This is a genomic window from Acinetobacter sp. 778_lipA (genome assembly GCF_058242985.1).
Map to the genome: position 1 here is coordinate 1216668 of NZ_JBZAYT010000001.1, position 18724 is coordinate 1235391.

16 protein-coding genes are annotated in these 18724 nt (G+C 39.4%); 9 read left to right on the plus strand and 7 right to left on the minus strand.

The window, feature by feature from the left end; genetic code table 11:
• Window positions 1–3: 3 nt before the first annotated feature.
• The 9 genes from AC4CUY_RS05790 (at window position 4) to AC4CUY_RS05830 (ending at window position 9822) form a co-directional block, all read left to right on the plus strand.
• Window positions 4–942, plus strand: coding sequence for a pyocin knob domain-containing protein (locus AC4CUY_RS05790; protein ID WP_490773801.1), 939 nt, complete (start codon window positions 4–6; stop codon window positions 940–942).
• The gene (locus AC4CUY_RS05795; protein WP_490773802.1) at window positions 926–1714 is read left to right on the plus strand and encodes a phage minor tail protein L; all 789 of its coding nucleotides are present in this window, start codon (window positions 926–928) and stop codon (window positions 1712–1714) included. The genes AC4CUY_RS05790 and AC4CUY_RS05795 overlap by 17 nt, the downstream gene beginning before the upstream one ends.
• Before the next feature lie 117 nt (window positions 1715–1831).
• A complete protein-coding gene (locus tag AC4CUY_RS05800) occupies window positions 1832–2575 on the plus strand; it encodes a C40 family peptidase (protein WP_490773803.1) in 744 nt (247 codons plus the stop codon).
• Window positions 2568–3194, plus strand: a complete 627-nt coding sequence (locus tag AC4CUY_RS05805) for a tail assembly protein (RefSeq protein ID WP_419361700.1) — start codon at window positions 2568–2570, stop codon at window positions 3192–3194. Before AC4CUY_RS05800 ends, AC4CUY_RS05805 begins: the two co-directional genes overlap by 8 nt.
• A 53-nt stretch (window positions 3195–3247) precedes the next feature.
• On the plus strand, window positions 3248–8002 hold the full coding sequence (locus AC4CUY_RS05810; protein ID WP_490773804.1) for a TipJ family phage tail tip protein: 4755 nt from the start codon (window positions 3248–3250) through the stop codon (window positions 8000–8002).
• Window positions 7999–8538, plus strand: a complete 540-nt coding sequence (locus AC4CUY_RS05815) for a DUF4376 domain-containing protein (protein WP_490773805.1) — start codon at window positions 7999–8001, stop codon at window positions 8536–8538. The genes AC4CUY_RS05810 and AC4CUY_RS05815 overlap by 4 nt, the downstream gene beginning before the upstream one ends.
• Window positions 8539–8579: 41 nt before the next feature.
• Window positions 8580–8915 carry a phage holin family protein gene (locus tag AC4CUY_RS05820; RefSeq protein WP_034708947.1) on the plus strand — a complete coding sequence of 112 codons (336 nt, stop codon included), beginning with the start codon at window positions 8580–8582 and terminating at the stop codon, window positions 8913–8915.
• Window positions 8912–9352: a lysozyme gene (locus AC4CUY_RS05825; protein ID WP_490773806.1), complete on the plus strand. Its 441-nt coding sequence runs from the start codon at window positions 8912–8914 to the stop codon at window positions 9350–9352. The genes AC4CUY_RS05820 and AC4CUY_RS05825 overlap by 4 nt, the downstream gene beginning before the upstream one ends.
• A complete protein-coding gene (locus AC4CUY_RS05830) occupies window positions 9349–9822 on the plus strand; it encodes a hypothetical protein (protein ID WP_490773807.1) in 474 nt (157 codons plus the stop codon). Before AC4CUY_RS05825 ends, AC4CUY_RS05830 begins: the two co-directional genes overlap by 4 nt.
• Window positions 9823–10244: 422 nt before the next feature.
• On the opposite strand, the gene AC4CUY_RS05835 is transcribed toward AC4CUY_RS05830, so the two are convergent.
• The 7 genes from AC4CUY_RS05835 to mltB all read right to left on the minus strand — a co-directional run bounded on the left by AC4CUY_RS05835 (window position 10245) and on the right by mltB (window position 18708).
• Window positions 10245–10739 carry a hypothetical protein gene (locus AC4CUY_RS05835; RefSeq protein ID WP_314340922.1) on the minus strand — a complete coding sequence of 165 codons (495 nt, stop codon included), beginning with the start codon at window positions 10737–10739 and terminating at the stop codon, window positions 10245–10247.
• A 15-nt stretch (window positions 10740–10754) separates the two neighbouring features.
• A complete protein-coding gene (locus AC4CUY_RS05840; protein WP_314340924.1) occupies window positions 10755–11891 on the minus strand; it encodes an ImmA/IrrE family metallo-endopeptidase in 1137 nt (378 codons plus the stop codon).
• Between the two features lie 760 nt (window positions 11892–12651).
• Window positions 12652–13422, minus strand: coding sequence for a DUF4850 domain-containing protein (locus tag AC4CUY_RS05845; RefSeq protein WP_336953896.1), 771 nt, complete (start codon window positions 13420–13422; stop codon window positions 12652–12654).
• Window positions 13423–13451: 29 nt separating this feature from the next.
• Complete coding sequence (locus AC4CUY_RS05850; protein ID WP_490773808.1) at window positions 13452–15239, minus strand: amidohydrolase; 1788 nt, start codon at window positions 15237–15239, stop codon at window positions 13452–13454.
• A gap of 187 nt (window positions 15240–15426) precedes the next feature.
• Window positions 15427–16590 carry an MFS transporter gene (locus tag AC4CUY_RS05855; protein WP_419361296.1) on the minus strand — a complete coding sequence of 388 codons (1164 nt, stop codon included), beginning with the start codon at window positions 16588–16590 and terminating at the stop codon, window positions 15427–15429.
• Window positions 16591–16809: 219 nt separating this feature from the next.
• The gene (locus tag AC4CUY_RS05860; protein ID WP_004722011.1) at window positions 16810–17421 is read right to left on the minus strand and encodes a septal ring lytic transglycosylase RlpA family protein; all 612 of its coding nucleotides are present in this window, start codon (window positions 17419–17421) and stop codon (window positions 16810–16812) included.
• Window positions 17422–17706: 285 nt separating this feature from the next.
• A complete protein-coding gene (mltB, locus tag AC4CUY_RS05865; protein ID WP_004820018.1) occupies window positions 17707–18708 on the minus strand; it encodes a lytic murein transglycosylase B in 1002 nt (333 codons plus the stop codon).
• Between the last annotated feature and the right edge of the window lie 16 nt (window positions 18709–18724).

The following is an 18724-nucleotide window of genomic DNA, read 5'->3' on the forward strand; positions in this document are numbered from 1 at the left end:
AATATGACTATTCAAACAATTAATTTAGGAACAGCACCAAGTGGTGCAGGTGGTGACACTTTTCGCTCTACTGGTGCAAAAGTAAATGAAAACTTCACCAATAACACGCACGCTGCGAGTCGATTAGTTGGAACTGCAGCTGGTAATTTAATGGAGGTCGGGGCGTTTGGTTTGGGTAAAAAGATTATTGGTGATTTGTCAATGTCTGATGTTTCTCCAAAAACCCCAACAGAACTTTATAACTTTTTAACAGGTAAAGGTGGTGGGTATGATTGCTATTACAATGTAAATAATGGGCAAGGTAGCGGAACTCCAGAGGGTTATGGCGCAATTCGTGGCTACCATATTACAAATAACAATTATTCATATAGCTGGCAAATATTTTCAGGTGTTGATGGAAAAAACCATTACATTCGCTCAGCATCTAGCGCAACAACATGGGGTGCTTGGTTCAAGTTTTTAACAAGTTCAAATACATCTACTGATTCAAATGGCTTTATTAAAGCAGCTTCACCCATTGTTAAGCTTTTTGCGGAAAAAATAGAACCCAATGATGAGGCATTAGAACAAGAACCTGTATTTGAAAAAGTAGATATTGGTCATTACCTGTTAAAAAATACAGAAGGTTTCTCTGTTAATGGCTGGTATATCGAGATGCCAAAAGATGCCAATGGAAATGTTTTGGTAGCCGTGCAATATCAGCAACTTGAAGATAAAACCATTGAAGTTAAAACCTTTGCTAAAAAGTTTGATGAAGAAACTGGCGATATTGTTCCAAATCTTGAAAAGCCTCGAGATATTCCTGCTGATCGCTGGATCGACATTCGTTTAAAAGAATTGCAAAAACCTGAAATTGAAATCTCAAATACACCACTTGAATTTCAACCAACTAATTTGGCACAAGCTGTAGCGGAGGCATTGAAAGATGACTCTGAACAGTGATTTTCAAAAGCTGTATGTAGATGGGTTAATCACATTATTCGAATTAGATGCCAGTGCTTTAGGTGCTGGCGTTTTACGTTTCCATGGTCATATTTCATATGAAGACTGGGAAAAGATTTATAGCTCAATCGGTTCAAATGGCTTGATTGGTTCAGATACTGGCTCAATTGGTAAACTTTATGATGTTGGTGATGAAAAGGTTTGGCACCGCAACATTATATTTAATGGCCAGACTTTTGAGCCAATGGCTTTACAAGTCGATGGTTTGGAAATGCGAAGTGATGGTAAAGCCTCGGCCCCGACACTCAGCATGGCAAATAACATCAAGGGTATCCAGGGCGCGGTAACTGCATACTGCTTACAGTTTGGTGATTTTGCAGGCGCAAAGCTCAAAGTCATTACCACATTAGCCAAGTATCTCGATGCTGAAAACTTTAGTACTGGTAATACCAGTGCGAATCCAAGTGAGAAGCGCGAGCAGATTTGGTTCATTGAACAAAAGACTTCTGAAAATGCTCAGCAAGTGACTTTTGAACTTTCTAATCCAGTGGATTTTGAAGGATTAAAAATACCTACAAGGCAAATCTCAAACTACTGCAATTGGGAATATCGAAGTGAAGAGTGCGGCTATATCGGGTCCGCAATGTTTACTGAAAAAGATGAGCCTACAGACAATCCAGCTTTAGATCGATGTAACTACCGAACATCAGGCTGTCGTTGCCGAGAGAATGAGCTTCATTTTGGTGGATTCCCTGCTTCTTCAATGGTGTAGTTATGATGAAATACTGTTTATGCGGTGGAACATACAAGCCAACAGGAATTGTATTAACTTCACTCCCGCCACAAATCCAATGTAAATGTGATAAATGTGGAAAGGTTAAAGGTTTTTATGAAACTCATACAGAAAGTAAAGGCTGATATTTTATCTCACGCTGAACAATGTTTCCCCGCAGAGTGTTGCGGGGTTATTGTTTCTAGTCGTTATATCGCGTGTCGCAATGTTGCTGAACATGGTCAGTTTCAAATTCATCATGAAGATTTGGCGAATGCTGAAGATCAAGGTGAGATTCAAGCCTATGTCCATTCACATCCAAATGCGACAGCACGCGCATCTGATTTGGACTTATTGCAAATTGAACTTCATGAAAAACCATGGGTGATATGTGCATTGCCAGAAGTGGATTTCCAAGTTTTTGAACCATGTGGTTATAAAGCCCCACTCATTGGTCGTGTTTACCATCATGGATATCAAGATTGCTATTCAATTGTTCGTGATTTTTATCATCGTGAGCTGGGTATTAAGTTGATAAATGTTGAACGTAAAGATGATTGGTGGAGAGATAAAAATCACAAATCCCTTTATCTAGAAAACCTAGACGCAGCTGGATTTTATGAGGTCAGTGAACCTCAGTATGGTGACATGTTGGTGTGTAATGTTGGCCGCACAGAACACCCGAATCATGCTGTGATCTGGCTTGGTAATCAGTGGCAACTCAAGTCAGAAGAAAGCACGAGTTGTTTTGGTGGACCATTAATCCTACATCATCCTTATGGTCGAAAGTCAGTGCGTGAAATCTTTGGGCAACAATGGCAAGAGCGTGTTGTCAAAATTGTGAGGCATAAGAATGCTTAAAACGATCAAATTATATGGCATACTCGGAAAGAAGTTTGGTAATGAATTTAAGCTTGCTGTTGAAAGTACCCGAGAAGCTGTAAGAGCGCTATCAGTCCAAGTACCCGGCTTTGAACAATTCATGCTAACCGCTCATGAACACGGACTTAGCTTTGCTGTTTTTCAAGATGATGAAAATATCTCTGAGGATCAGATTGATTTTGATACTGGCGCGACAATTATAAAGATTGTTCCGAAAGTTATGGGAGCTGGTGGTGATAGTGGAGTCTTTCAACTTGTGCTTGGAGCGATTCTGATTGCTGCATCATTTATACCTGGTATAGGTCAGGCTGCTCAAGTTGCATTGATTGGTGCGGGTGCTGGAATGGCTGTTGGTGGTGTTGTTCAAATGCTTACCCCAAAAGCGAATGAACAAGACCAAAACCAAGATGGAAATAAATCTAACTTTGGATTTGGTGGGGCAGTCACCACAATCGCACAAGGTAATCCAGTTCCGATTCTTTATGGTCAGCGTGAAGTCGGTGGATTCATTGTAAATGCTGGTCAATTTGCAGTAGATACCTTTAGTTCTGCTGATGCTGGTTATACAGGCGGTGGCAGCAGTGGTGGTAAGAAATAATCTCAAGAAGAATATAAGCGCATTAAGCGCTTTTTTATTGCGTGGGAAAAAGTATGCTTAAAACAGTAAAAGGCGCTAAAGGTGGCAGTCAAAGCCAAAGACAACCCAAAGTTGCAAATGATACCACTGCTTCAAAAACCTATGCACGTTTACAATATGGCATGAGTGAAGGAGAAGTCGAGGGCTTAGCAAATGGCTTTAAGTCAATCTTCCTTGATGACACACCAGTTGAAAACGATAGTGGTGCAAGAAACTTTCAAGATGTCACTCTAGATTTTCGTTCAGGTACCAATGATCAGGCATACATGGAAGGTTTTGAAAGTATTGCATCTGAAACTGCTGTAGGTGTTGAACTTAAAAGTGATACGCCTTGGGTGAAAGGTGTGACCAACCTTACACTTGATGCTGTGATTGTACGTGTTAGATTTGGTGCTTTAAAACAACAAGATCCAAGCAACGGTGATGTTTCAGGTATTGTTATTGATTACTCGATTGAAGTGCAGACTGATGGGGGATCATGGGAGTTAATGCTTGATACTCAAATGTCAGGAAAAACTTCAGCAAATTATGAACGTACCCATCGTATCGGCTTACCAAAAGCCAATAATAATTGGTTGATTCGAGTCACACGTAAAACACCGAATTCAAGCTCTGAATATGTCAGCGATAAGATGTATATTCAAGCCATTACTGAAGTTGTCGATCTTAAACTTGCCTACCCAAATACTGCCTTGATTGGCGTGCAATATGATGCTGAAACATTCTCGAATATTGCCAAAATTGCAGTAGATCTAAAGGGTGTAAAGATCAAAGTACCAAGCAACTATGATCCGGTAAGCCGAACTTACATCGGGATATGGGATGGCCTGTTTAAGCGTGCTTATAGCAATAATCCAGCTTGGATTTACTACGATTTATGCACCAATAAGCGATATGCACTTGGTAACCGCTTAACAGAGCCAATGATAGATAAATGGTCATTGTATCGTTTGGCTCAATATTGTGATCAGTTGGTGCCAGACGGCAAAGGTGAGCAAGAACCACGGTTCACTTGTAATGTGTATATTCAAAGTGCCGAATCTGCTTTTGATATTTTAAGCAAACTTGCAGGTTTATTTCGTGCAATCAGTTATTGGGATGGTAATTCAATCGTATGTGAAGCTGATTTGCCACAAGATACGATGTTTACTTACACATCAGCAAATATCATTGATGGTGCTCAAGGAATCAATTATTCAGGTACACGTGCACGTGATCGTCACAATGCAATCAAAGTGGCTTGGGATAATCCGCAAAATCGCTATAAGACTGAATATGTGTTCGTACGGGATGAAGTAGCGATTGCACGTGATCGAGGCGCAGTCAAATTACTTGAGCTTGAAGCATGGGGCTGTACATCAGAAGGACAAGCACAACGCACAGGTCAGTGGGCGCTAAAAACAGAACAACTTGAAACTCGAACTGTCACATTTAAAGTTGGATTGGATGGCTATATTCCATTACCAGGTAAAGTAATTGAACTTGCTGATGAGTTGTTAGCTGGTCGTGCAAATGGTGGGCGTATTTCTTCAGTCAGTGCTAATTTAAAACAAATCACCTTAGATCGTGATGATGTTGTATGCCGAGCTGGTGACCGTTTAGTTGTTAATGGTGAGAATGGAAAGGCACAAGCACGAGTTGTATCAAGTATTGCTGGTCGAGTTGTTACTGTGGTTTCAGCATTTGATAGTGTTGCTCCACAAAATGTATGGGTGATTGATGCACAAGATTTAGCGACGATGAAATTTCGTGTAGTTTCGATTTCACAAGATGAGCCACACCGATTTACCATCACTGCACTACAACATGCTGATTCTAAATTTGATGCGATTGATCATGGTGCATTTATTGATGATCGCCCGATCTCAATCATTAATCCTACAACTCAAGATCCTGTTGAATCAGTCAGCATTTCCAGTGAGCAAATGGTTCAGCAAGGAATGTCAGTTGAAACGATGGTGATCAGTTGGCCACAAGCCAAAGATGCAACCAAGTATCAAGTTGAATGGCGTAAAGATAACGGCACATGGTTAAAACTACCATTAACTGGAAGCAACTCAGCTGAGGTGGCTGGGATTTACGCAGGGCAATATGAAGCACGCGTATTTGCAATCAGTGCTTTTGATATTTCGTCCTTACCAACATATTCGGTTTTGACAGAGCTGAAAGGCAAGCAAGGCAAGCCACCAAAACTCGCCAATATACATGCTGAAGGTATTTTATTTGGCATGAAATTAACTTGGTTGTTTCCTGCTGTTGGCGCACTTGATACAGCATATACGGAGATTGAAGTTTCACCAGATAGCACATCAAATATTGCTCAACTGGGTTTGTTTGCTTATCCGACAACGGTGCACACAATTCAAGGCATGCAACCAAACTTACGCCAGTATTACCGAGGTCGTTTAATTGATCGTATTGGCAATGTAGGCGATTGGTCCGATTGGGTCAGTGGTGTGACTTCCGCAGATGCATCAGATGTACTTGATCTGCTTAATGATCAAATCTCTGAGAGTCAGTTAAATCAGGATTTGAAAACCAAGATTGATCACATTGAAAATATTGATACTGATATTTCAGGGCTTAAAACATCTGTACAACAAGCGAAAGAGTCAGCTCAAAAAGCAAATGATGATTTAGCGATTGAACGGACTGAGCGTATTGACTCAATCAATTCAACTACTTCAAAGATCAATACTGAAATACAGGATCGAAAAACTGCGATTAGTACTTTGGAAGATGGATTAACAAAGCAAATTAAAGCAGGTGATGATGCTGTTTTAGAAGTAGTGGATACAGTCAAAAAATCAAGTGACCAAGGTTTAGCGGCAGCACAATCAAGTATCAAGGTTGTTGCTGATGATTTGAAATTGACTGCAGAGAAGACTGATGGTGTTTACGCGCAACTAAATCCAAAATTGATTGGATCTTCATCTGATCTGATCGGCAATGATCAAGGTTTTGCCGGGACTTGGTCACTCCAATCTGCAATGATTGAAGGTGATCTAGCTCTTAGTAAACGAGTTGATACAACAGTTGCACAGATCAACGATGTACAAGCATTAGCACAGCAAGAAGTTCAGGCTCGTGTTGATGGAGATAAAGTGAATACCCTTGCTTTAAATAACTATATTTCTAGCAATAATTCAGCATTATCTTCAGTACAACAAAAAGCTGAAACCGCTGTAACACAATCAACAGCAAACAGTAGTTCTATTGAGGCATTAGATAGTCGCGTTGATGTTGCTGAATCTGATGCATCGACTGCAAAAACTAATGCAGCCAGTGCATTAAGCAAAGCAAATACTGCTGTTACTGATTCAAGTGCAGCAGCATCAATGGCGCAACAAGCCAACGCAACTGCAACTTCGGCAAAAAGTACAGCTGATAATGCATTAACTAATTCTGCAACTGCTTTATCAAAAGCTGATGTGGCTGTGACGAATGCAAGTTCTGCTGTATCGAAAGTGGATGCGGTAGAGGCAAAGCTAGGCAATTATGCGACAACGGGTGCATTGAGTACTGTTGATTCAAAAGTTGCTGATGTTGACAATAAATTGACAGCAACAACGACTAAGGTTGATGGTGTGTATGCTCAAATCAATCCACCATTGATTGGTTCAGAAACTGATCTGATTGGTAATTCTGGTGGTTATGCTGGTGTTTGGTCTGAACAATCAGCACGTATAGAAGGAGATTTAGCTCAGTCTATTCGCACTGACCAAGTTACTGCCCAAATGAATCAGAACGATGCTTTATATCAGCAACAGATTAAAGCAACGGCCGATGCAGTATCAGCCAATGTAAAATTGACTGAAACGCTTCAAACAAAAGTTGGAGACAATGCGGCTTCGATTCAAGAAGTTACTGAATCAACCAATGGTTTGTACGCGCAAAAATTTACTAAAATTGATGTGAATGGCAAAGTTATCGGGTGGGGAGGTGCTAATGATGGTGTAGAGGGACAGTATATCTTTGATGTTGACTCATTGGCTATTGGACGCGGTGATAGTGTCGGGTACTACCCATTTATATTTCGAACCACATCCTTTACCGATCCAGTCACAGGTACAGTATTTCCTGTTGCCGCATACTTGAAATCAGTGTTTATGGATTACCAATCTGTTAAGACTTCACATATAGAAGATTTGGCTGTCAAAACAGCAAAGATTGAAGATTTAGCCGTAACAGCAGGAAAAATCAAAGATTTAGCAGTTGGTACTTTAAAGATACAAGATGAAGCAGTCACTGTTCCAACATCAATCAAGTCAACAAGTGAAATCGTCGTTTCAGGAGCCTATAGTCCGCAATATAGCGATTATAATTCTCAACTTGCAGAGTGGGAGGCTAAATTCGGTAATTTATTAACAGCCACAATCAACCGTTCAGGAGGGAAATGCCGAATAGATGCATCTTGTATTGCTTTTAAGAATGAATACTTGACTGCGTATGCAGTGGATGGTGGATCGCTTTCATATTTTGAAAGGTTAAACCTTAGGGCAGTTGTTTCCATCTATAGAAATGGAACTTTAGTCGCCCGGCAGGAAACACCTCCGACTGATGTGATGAGCTCTGGTGGATTTTATTTCACTGGAACTTTTGCGGTGAATGCTGGTATAGAAGACATTTTTAGTGGGCCAGCTACGTACGTTCTCAAATTGGGTTTTGCAAATCGCAATACTCGCGCGATACGTATTACTTTAAACAGCACTACAGGTATTTTTAGCATTCAAAGTCCACAAATGATTCTGACGGAAATGAAGAAATGACAGCTATTATTTCAAAAAGAGGTGAGCTGCTACAGTTGATTTATGCAAATAAAGAAACCATTGCACTAAATAAACCGCTTGGTTGTTTGGCTGTTTCAGATCCTCCATCCTCAAATATGTATTACCGTGGGTGGTGGGCACATATACCCAAACAACCATCAACTCATCACGTATTCGATTATGATTTGAAACAGTGGATTGATCCTCGGTCATTAGATCAAGCTAAAGAGCAGAAATGGTCGGAGATCAAAATTCAAAGAGAAACCGCCGAATATGGCGGTTTTTCTTTTTTAAACTTTACTTTTGATTCGGATGTTTCTTCACAGGCCCGAATAATTGTGGCAAGTGAACTTGGCGCGGATGTGGAATGGACTTTAAAGGACAACTCAATCGTTTCGCTAAATGCAGAACAATTGAAAGGTTTTAGAATTGCGCTAGCTCAGCATGTTTCAAACTGTCATTCAAGAAGCCGAATAGCTCGGCAACTTATTTATGACTCAGAAAGTATTGAGCAAATAGAATCAATTCAGTTTTAGCACCTCTGGGTGCTTTTTTATTGCCAAAAATAGGGGGTTGTGTGGATAAAGAAACATTAAAAGAGATCGTTACAGGTCTCATTACATACGGTTGGATGATTGCTTTGGCAATGCTTGGAGGCTTGGTTGCTTTCATTCGCAGACTAAATCAGTCAAAAGAACCCAAGCCGTTGAAGGAGATATTTATGCGACTTTTCGGTGAGTTAATTATCTCTGCATTCGCAGGGATTATCACAGTTCTATTGTGTATTTATTGGGATATGCCGTTGGTACTTATTGGCGTACTTGCAGGCATGGCAGGTCATTTAGGTGGTAAAGCGATCGATACATTTGTGTTGATTTGGAAAGCAGTAGTTTCGGGAGGTAAGTTGCCATGAAAACAAGTAACTCAGGAATCAATCTAATCAAAGGCTTTGAAGGTAAACGTTTGAAAGCCTATGACGATGGTGTGGGCGTTTGGACCATTGGATTTGGAACAATTAAATATCCTAATGGAGTGCGTGTCAAAAAAGGCGATATATGCACTGAGTCTCAAGCAGAAGAATATCTTCGCAATGTCTTGGTCGCATTTGAAAATGCTATCAATCGCTTGGTGAAAGTACCACTTAATCAAAACCAATTCGATGCTTTGGCCTCATTCACTTATAACTTAGGCGAAGGCAATCTTAGCAAATCTACTTTGCTTAAAAAGCTCAATGCAAAGGACTATAAAGGTGCTGCAGCTGAATTTCCAAAGTGGAACAAAGCTGGTGGTCGAGTTTTGAATGGTCTTGTAAAACGCAGAAAAATTGAAATGGAGTTATTTTTAAAATGACATTATTCCTAATCATCTCAAAATGGCGAGAAATCTTAATCGGACTTCTCGCTTTTTTATTGATTGTTTGCCTTGCCTTGTTGAACCTGAAAGCAGGGCAGATCGATAAATTCAAGCAGACTGAAATTATTCTGCAAGCTGAAAATGCAAAGGCCAAAGCAGACTCAGCAATCAAAGAAAAACTATGGTCTGAACAACAGTTAAAAGCGGAGCAAAACTATAATGCTAAAATTAAACAAATTAAGTCTGATGCTGATCTTGCTCAGTCCAGCGCTGACAGCTTGTCAAAGCAGCTCAAGATTGCAAACAGTCGCTTGCCCAGCTCTACCAAAGAAACCATCATTGAGTACACAAATACCAACAGTGACATACTCGAAAACTGCATTACTGAATATCGAACAGTGGCAGAAAAAGCTGATGGACACGCAGCTGATGCGGAAAGATTGATTGAGGCTTGGCCTGATAATTAATGTAATAAATACACTATTTTGTAAAATGAATTTGTTTTAAATTTTACTAAATTTCTAGAAAATAAAACCAACCCAAGCTAACTTAGGTTGGTTAAAAAATTATTTATTTTTAGTGATGTAGATCTTGAACGGCTTAACTTTAGCTACAATACGACGACCATTTTTAGTGATTGCCCATCGTAAAATAAACGTGCCTTTTTTCATCTGAGTACATAGTGCACCTCATAAAAATAAGGGTGGCTATCACTTCAGAGAGTGTGGACAACATAATCCAACTTACTATAGAATTAACTTGTTAAGAGTAAGATTCTATTTAGTTGATCATATGTGAATAGCGGATAGAGGACTATTCAATATAAAGTATTGGTAGTACTTTATATTCCTAATGGTTTGGTTTAGTTGGTAGCTAATCCAAACCATTTTCATATAGAAGTCTTATTCTCAGTATCAGCTGATATGGGATTAGTCGCGTTCTTTCTTTCCTCAACGTCTTCCTCAAAATCTAAAGGTATATTGATTGGCTCTTCTGTTGAATTAATACTGTTCCAGTGGTCAGCATCTAAAGATAACTGCAAAGCATCACCAATAATCCCATCTCTTCGTTTTATAAGAGATTTTTGCATTAATGGTCTAGGTGCTTCATCAATATCAATCCACAAAGATTGTTGTGAGCCAAGTTTAGGCACAGCATGATTTGCACGATAAGGACGTCCAGTTGCTTTGTCAGTCCTAGTTTCTTCTCTAGCTGCTACTGCAATTTTCTTTGCTAATAAGTCGAACGGATCAACTGGTTCTGGAAGCTTTATCCCTAAATTAGTAACTGCAAATTTTGCTACTTCTTTTAGGTCTACTTCAGTTACTCCTGTTTTCTTCTTATAAAGCCGTATGGCTTCTTGGAAGGCTTGATTTTGATTCACTTAGTTTTTACCTCTCTAGTTTTCAAGTGGATATACATCACCCCAACCATCTTTAGTTGCGTAAGGGAGAATGATTGAGCGAATAGGAACCAGATGCTTTCTGAATAAATTGAATTTTTGAGTATGATGTTGTAGTTTTCCTGCGATGATACCTGGATGTACTTTAACTGTATTAGCTAAACCCATGATATCTAGTTCGCTAAAAAATGGATGTTTTCTAGCGATAAAACTTTTCATCTTTTGTTCAGATATCGCGAAATACGCTGCTGCTTCATTAGCAATTTTTTCTTCAATGTCTGCATCTGGATCATCTTTTAAATCAACATCAATCTTAGGAGAATCTTTACCATGACCTTGCAACACGTGTTCAAGTTCATGACGCAATACAAACCAAAAGTTATCAATGCGATCAAATCTCAAAGACATACCAATAACAGGGGATAAACCATCATTAATCCAAAAACAAACACCATCCATTTTCGAACCTTTTAATGATTCAACAATGACTAATCGAATACCGTGTTCAGCAAGAATACCTGGTACTTTTCTTATTTCTTCTGGTGAGTAAAGTAACGTTTTAAGTTTTTCAACTGCAGCCTCACCTTTTTTCTGAGTATAAGTAGGCACAATCATTTCTAAAGCAATACGTTGGACATGATTAATCCATGCTGATTGAATGGGTGTGGTCTGATCATATTCAGAAGATTTTTTTGCACTATGGGTTACAGGCTTTAGGATTTCTTCTAGAGATGAAGCTTTGAAAAGTTTTAATAATTCAGCTTCAATTTTAGTGAAGTCTTTTTTGTTTTCCACATCCAACCATGATCTATTGATCATTTCTGCAATTGGAAGGCTACCAAATAGCTTAGCTCTATATTCTCGTTGAGGGTCAGGGACTTGTTTAATACGCGCTTTTGCAATTTCATATTTGGATTGTAATATTAAAAACTCCTCAGCGGGAACTTTAAAAATATCTTCAAGCGTAAGAGCTAAATCAGGCGAAATCGCTTTTTTATCCTGTAATAAGCGATTAACACCAGATTCATCAATCTGTAAAATTCCAGATAAAACCCTTCCATTCCACCCCTTTTCATTCAAAAGTGCAGAAATAGCTTGTCCAGGCGTACGATAAGTATCAATGAGTGTATTCATAATATGCAAAATACATCAGTTTGCACAATTTCGCAAGTTACGAAATACTTTTATTAGGTTTATTTTATCTTTGTATTAACTGATCCCTTGCCCTAAACTCTTAAAACTTGAGTCAGGGCAGGGTAAAGAAATCACACTATGGATCATCGACACGGTTTCTAAATACAATGAGTGTAGCGCTTTGAATGATGTGAAGAATAAAGCCCTTAGTTGAGGGCTTTAATTACACCTAATTTACACCAAAAAAATAATAGCAATTGTAAGATATTGAAATTAAAAATAAATATTTAAAAGTAAAACCATTCGGTGATTGTTTTCATTTGGCGCTCCATGCATGTGGTTGGCTATATTTATTTTTTGCTGAAAACAATATAAATCAGAATAATGTTTTGGTCAAAATAGCGGCTTTAATTAACGTGAGTATGACTTAACTATATCTTTAACTTATTGAAAAGCAATGATCTCGACGGAGTCTTGCTGAGCTTACATTCAATTTCAGGATCAGCCTGCGGCTCGCCCTACTTTTCTTTCGGGATGAGGAGCGAAGCTCCGCAAGGGTAACCATCTTGCGCAGCTACATCGCTGCTCACCGCAAAACTCGTCGACCACCAGTAACGCATTCAATGAATCGCAGAAATAACACTTTTTTGAATGAAGTCCTGCCTCAGACAGTTGCGGATGACGTTTCCACGTATCATATTTCATCAAAAATTTTATATCGAAATCAGGTTAATTAAAAATAAGTGCTGGTCAGGGGATTTCAATGTGTTGCCTGATAGAAATTTAAAATATCACGTGCCCATGTTTGGTGTTCTGGTTTAAGTGTGACTTTGATTTCCTGAAAATTGGTGACATCGTTGCCATCGCTTTCATCGGCATAATAGGCGATTCCATGTGTTTTATTGGGATAGTTGGGAATTTGATAGCTAAAATATACTTTATTTTTATTGGCTTTGACGATGTTTAACAGGTGATTTTTATCTTCAATGGCACCAAATTCATTGTCTAAACTGAGCTTTTTGATATTGGGGAAATACAAACTTGCGCTATGCATGGCACAGCCAGCACACGCGGATGAATTATAAATGGTGATGGCTTCATCTTTTTTACGGCTTGCCAGCACAGCATACGCAATGCCAGAAGGTCCCATATCCGTACTGATCACTTGCCATGAAAGGGGGACAAGTACAGGACCAATACCCGGCAGTAAGATGATTTTAAAGTTTTTTGCTTGAGTCGCAGATAATGTATAACTGAACTGACATTTCACTTGTTGGGTATTGTTGATCTTACAGATGGAATCATCTTTGTAGAATCCTGTATCGTTAAAAGGATTGGGAATTGCTGCAATATAGGTATCCACTGTTACATTATTGCTGAGAGTAGCTGCGGGAAGTTGTTCAAGTTGGTGTTGTGGCTGAGGTGCTTGGTTGGTTTTTAGATCAGGAAAAGTGGCTTTGAAAATAGCGATATCTCCATAAGCAAAACCACTTAGGCCCAATAGTATGATTAAAAATTTCGAATTGAGCATGTCCTATCTCGACTATCCCTTACTGATCCTTATTGGGGACTTTGATAAATCAATTGACCTTCTTTATAGGTTGCCAATATTTTGATGTCTTTAATCTTTTGAGTGGGCACTTTTAATGGGTCTTGATCTATCACCACAAGATCCGCTAATTTGCCTTTTTCTAAGGTACCTTTGTCTTTTTCTTCAAAGTATTGGTATGCGGCCCAATCTGTGACGGATTTTAATGCAATATAAGGACTGACTTTTTGATTCTCACCTAATACATCTCCAGAACGGGTGGTACGATTGACGGTTGCATCAATCACCATCATATTTTTAGGAGGGATGACTGGAGCATCATGGTGCTCAGTAAAAATCATATTTTTTCTTAATGCAGAACCTGTAGGGGAAATTCGGTTGGCACGTTCTGCGCCGAGCGTTTCATGTTTATGCCAATCGCCCCAGTAGTAAGTATGTAATGAGAAGAACGAAGGAATAAGCCCTAATTTCTTGGCTTGATCTAATTGATCCTCACGCATGGTTTGCGCATGAATAATCACATTGCGGCGATCTGCTTGGCCATATTGTGCATTGGCTGTCTCAATAGTTGCGAGATATTGGTCAATTGCAGCATCACCATTGGCATGTGCAAGAATTTGCCAATGGTTTTTATAAGCCAGATTAATTGCATCTTGAACCATTTTTGTATCTGGGTAGGCTGGATAACCACGATAGTCTTTAGTTTTTCCTTCTGGTGGGATGAAGTAAGGCTGCGTTAGCCATGCGGTTTTGCCTTGCGGGGAGCCATCTAGACTGATTTTAACCCCACCAATTCTAAAATGATTTTGATAATTGAGGCTACTGTCATTTTTCAGCATGTAATCTTTTTCATTGATGATATCTGGATAAACCACGACATCAATATTCAATTGATTGATGGCCGCAAAACTTCGCCATAATTCAGCTGTACCATGATCTGCACGACCTTCTTGTACAGTGGTATAGCCATTTTTGATATAGGTATTCAGTGCTGTTTTTGCCATATTTTGCATGATTTCAGGTGGAACTTTGCTAAACGCAGTTGCCATTGCTGAAAAAACAGCAGCTTCTTCAAGTACACCATTGGGTTCTTGAGAATTTGCTTTACGACGAATAATCCCGCCAGTTGGATTTGGGGTATTTTTATTGATGTTTAAAAGTTCAAGAGCCTTATGATTGACAGAGGCTAAGTGTCCTGACTGATGTAAAACAATAATCGGGTGATTGGTGGAAACCAAGTCTAAATCATCTGCTGTAGGATGTCGTTTTTCTTTAATTTGGGCGTCATCATAACCATTTCCAATAATCCAGCCTGAGGTTGCTTTGATAAAGTCAGGATTGTTTTGTTGCCACAATGAAAGTTCATGAATTAATGATGCAATATCTGAAACGTTACCATCTGGCGTAGGGTAGAGATTTGCCACAGTTTGCTGTAGACCGACACTATTTAAATGACTATGTGCATCAATAAAACCAGGCAGCAGGGTATGACTGTTTAAGTTAACCTCTTGGGTATTTTTTTGTTTTAACTTTTGCGCTTGTTTTAAATCACCTGCAAAGACAATTCTTCCATCCTTGACCAGGAGCGCTTCGACATAATGGGGTGACATGCCTTGCATGGTTAAAATTGAGCCACCGTAAAATAGCGTGTTTGTTTGCGTCAATGTTGCAAGATCCGCGGGTGTATTCGTGTTTGTTGGAGATATTGTGGTACATGCGCTAAGCGAGCCAAGGCCAATTACGCAGATGATGGGTGCAATTGCATGGACAAGTTTTGATGGAACGCTGATTTGTAACATGAATAATCCCCCAATTTTGTTTTATTAAATATTGCTGAAAACAGATGAATTGAATTGTTTATTTTATTCAAACTAGCAAAGATTGTGATCTGCGTATAGATTTGATATGTGTATAAAAATAATGACTGTTTTTAAATTTTAGCAATGATCTTGATTCATCCTAAACGATTTTTTATTTATATACAGCCTAAATAAATCTTTTTCTAAAATAAATCACACACAACAGCGCCAGTGCTAAACCAATAAATGAGGGGCCATAACCGATAGGAGTAGCAAGTAAGCCAACAATTACTGCTCCTGCTACAGCCCCACCATAATTAAAAATATTCACCCGTGCGATAATTTCATCGCGTCGATTTTCATCTATACGACCTGCTGCTGAAAATGTCAGCGGGACTAATGCGCCTACAGCAACACCAGCCAGTGCAAAACCAGCAATGACAATCGCCAATGAATGCCCTAAGCCAGCGATTGCACAGCCCGTTGCACCAATCAGCGTTGTGATGAAGGCAACCCATGCAGCGCTTTTAAATTTTAAAAGATAATCCAGACTTAAACGTGTGAGTAAAATACCCATTTGGTAAGCAGCATAACCCAATGGGGCGACTGTGGCTGAGCTTGCTAAAATATCTTTAAGATAAATTGAACTCCACGTGCTGATTGCTGAATCAACAGTAAAGGCGATGAGAATGATCACACCAAAAATAAGCAATTGTTTATGCGGAATTGGCGAACGTTGTTGAGGATGTAGGGCAGCATTTTCTTTTTGTTGAAATAACCAACGTTTTGACACTTGCGATGTAATCAAACACATCACGACAGCAATGCACAATGCTGCTGTTGCCCCAAGTGTGGTTGAGACTGTCGCAGACATGATTAACGCGCCAAGGAAAGCAGCAGCGGTATAACAGGCAAAGAAACCGCCCAAGGCGCTTTTTCCAAGTTTTTGCTCCATCATGACAGCTTGCATATTCAATGCCGCATCTAAACATCCGAGTCCAAGCCCATAAAGTAAAAAACTAGCGACCATGATCATGACACTAGGACTAAATGCTGCAATTGCAATACCGATGCCTTCAAATAGCAAGCCGATAACAATAGCCAGCCTTGAACCTAGTTTCACAGCGAGTCGATCTGCCAAAATAGAACCCAACGCTGCTGCAATACAGACGCCAAGGATAATAATCGACAGTTGATCATCTGAAAGTCTGAATCGGTTTTTGATTGTAGGAAGCGCGGTCATGACGCTGGCATAACCCAAGCCTTGCGTGGCAAAACCAAGTGCGATTACTTTTTGGGTTTTGCTGAGGGATGTATGCGCGAAGTTTGGCGTTTTGCTGTTCACGTCCATGCATGGCTCACTTTTTTACTTTTAGAATTTAAACTTCGGTTTTCGTTTTGCTGTTTAGTGATACATCCTGTATCGACTCGCATTTTATTTTATCTGGAATGCATTTAAAGAAAAGGGGCATAACTGGAAAATTAAGGGGGCAATTCGGACATCTGTATTTTTATTTTTTGCAATAAAAAAGCCACTGGAAAGTGGCTTTTGTTAAATGCATGCAGTGATTTACGAGTTTGGACCATCTACGCGTTCAATATTAACGCGTGCTGTTCCTGAATTTGTAATACCTAAACGCTTAGCAGCGCCGTAAGAGAGGTCAAGTACACGGTTACCATGGAAAGGACCACGATCGTTGACTTTAACCACTACGCTTTTACCATTGTCTTTATTGGTTACACGAATAAAGCAGTTTAATGGCAAGCTACGGTGTGCAGCAGTCAAATCATTCATATCGAATGTGTCACCGCTTGCGGTTTTACGGCCGTGGAACTGACGACCGTACCAAGATGCAACACCAGTTTGGCTAAATTTGCGAACTGTGTTTGAAGCAACTTCATTAAGTTTATCAATTACTGAAGGCTCATCTTCAGGAACTTGAATCTTTGCTGCAATAGTTTGACGACGGACTTGATCGCCAGAACGTTCAGTAATTGACAAACTGTTTAGGTTTGAAAAATGAGAGTTGAAATTTGTTGAATCTTTGCTAATCACACGAGAAGCTAGACTCGAACTATCCGAATCATTGTTTAAGTATGATGACTGAACCATTTCTGAGTTGACCTGCGTCATACTCAGACCCATGGTCAGGGCCATCATATATTTTAGTGAAGCATGCATCGTTTAACTCCTTGGAACCTCAATTTTAACTTTCTAAGTCGCTGAAAATTAACCATAGAGGTCTGTAAATTCACTTGTGCAACTGCATTTAACGGAAAGGATAATATTCAAGCTGGAATAAATGTGTCTAGCATTATTTAAGAAACAGTTACAAAAAGGACAAATTCTTACAGGTTTTGATTAAAAAATAAACAATATTGTAACAAGATGTGCAAAAAGTATTAAATGTGATCAAATTAACATAAAAAAATATTGACTTATTTATTATTTAGGAAATTGCAAGTCTTAACGACTTACAATTTCGGTGCCTAAAAGCCATAAAGCGGTGGCATACATACGGCTTCTATTATATGTCGTAATCACTTGAAAATTAGGATAAGTAATATAATAAATAGGGCCATTGCTGTCCTGTAATTGAATCACATTAACCAAATCTAAGTCATCAATTTTGACGATTGGATTTAATGGAGAAATCCCTAAATTTTTAAGTGATCCATAGGGAACAGGCTGAGTTAAATCTTTTGCAATAACTGCTTCAGGATTGTTCCCTGTATAACGCGCTAAAAACGCAATAGGGCGATCACGCTGCCAGCCATGTTGAGCCAGATAGTTGGCAATTGAACCAATCGCATCGACCGCAGAGTTACGTAAGTCAACATGACCATTTCCATCGTAATCCACGCCAAATTTAGACACATTACTTGGCATAAATTGCGGATAACCTACTGCACCTGCATAAGAGCCAACAATCGAATTGGTTGGAACGCCATCTTTATATGACCATGCAATTAAAGCACCCAACTCATCTTGGAAATATTGCGCACGGCGAGGATAACCAAAACCGAGGGTTGCAAGTGCATCACGGGTGATAAAGGAGCCCTTATTTGAGCCATAACCTGTTTCGACCCCTAGAATGCCTAGGATGATTGCTTGAGGCACCCCAAACTGCTGTTCTGCGCGATTTAGCGTATCTGCATATTGTTGTTTAAAACGCACACCACGTTGGATGGTGCCTTCAGCTAAGAAATTAGTTTTGTACTGATACCAAGGCTTACTTTCACCTGGTCGTTCCATAATGCTGATGATATTGGGTAAATTGCGTGAGCCATTCATTGCCCAATCAATTTGTTCGCTACTTAAACCATAGGTTTGCATGGTTTTGGCTTTAAAATTATTGTATTCAGGGTTGCTAGCAAAATCATTGGCTTGGCAGAAACTGGTCAGTGAAAATGCAGCTGCACAAAAAGTGATGTTTTTAACCTTCTGTAAAAGCCCAAAAGTAAACATAGGTTATATTTCCTAA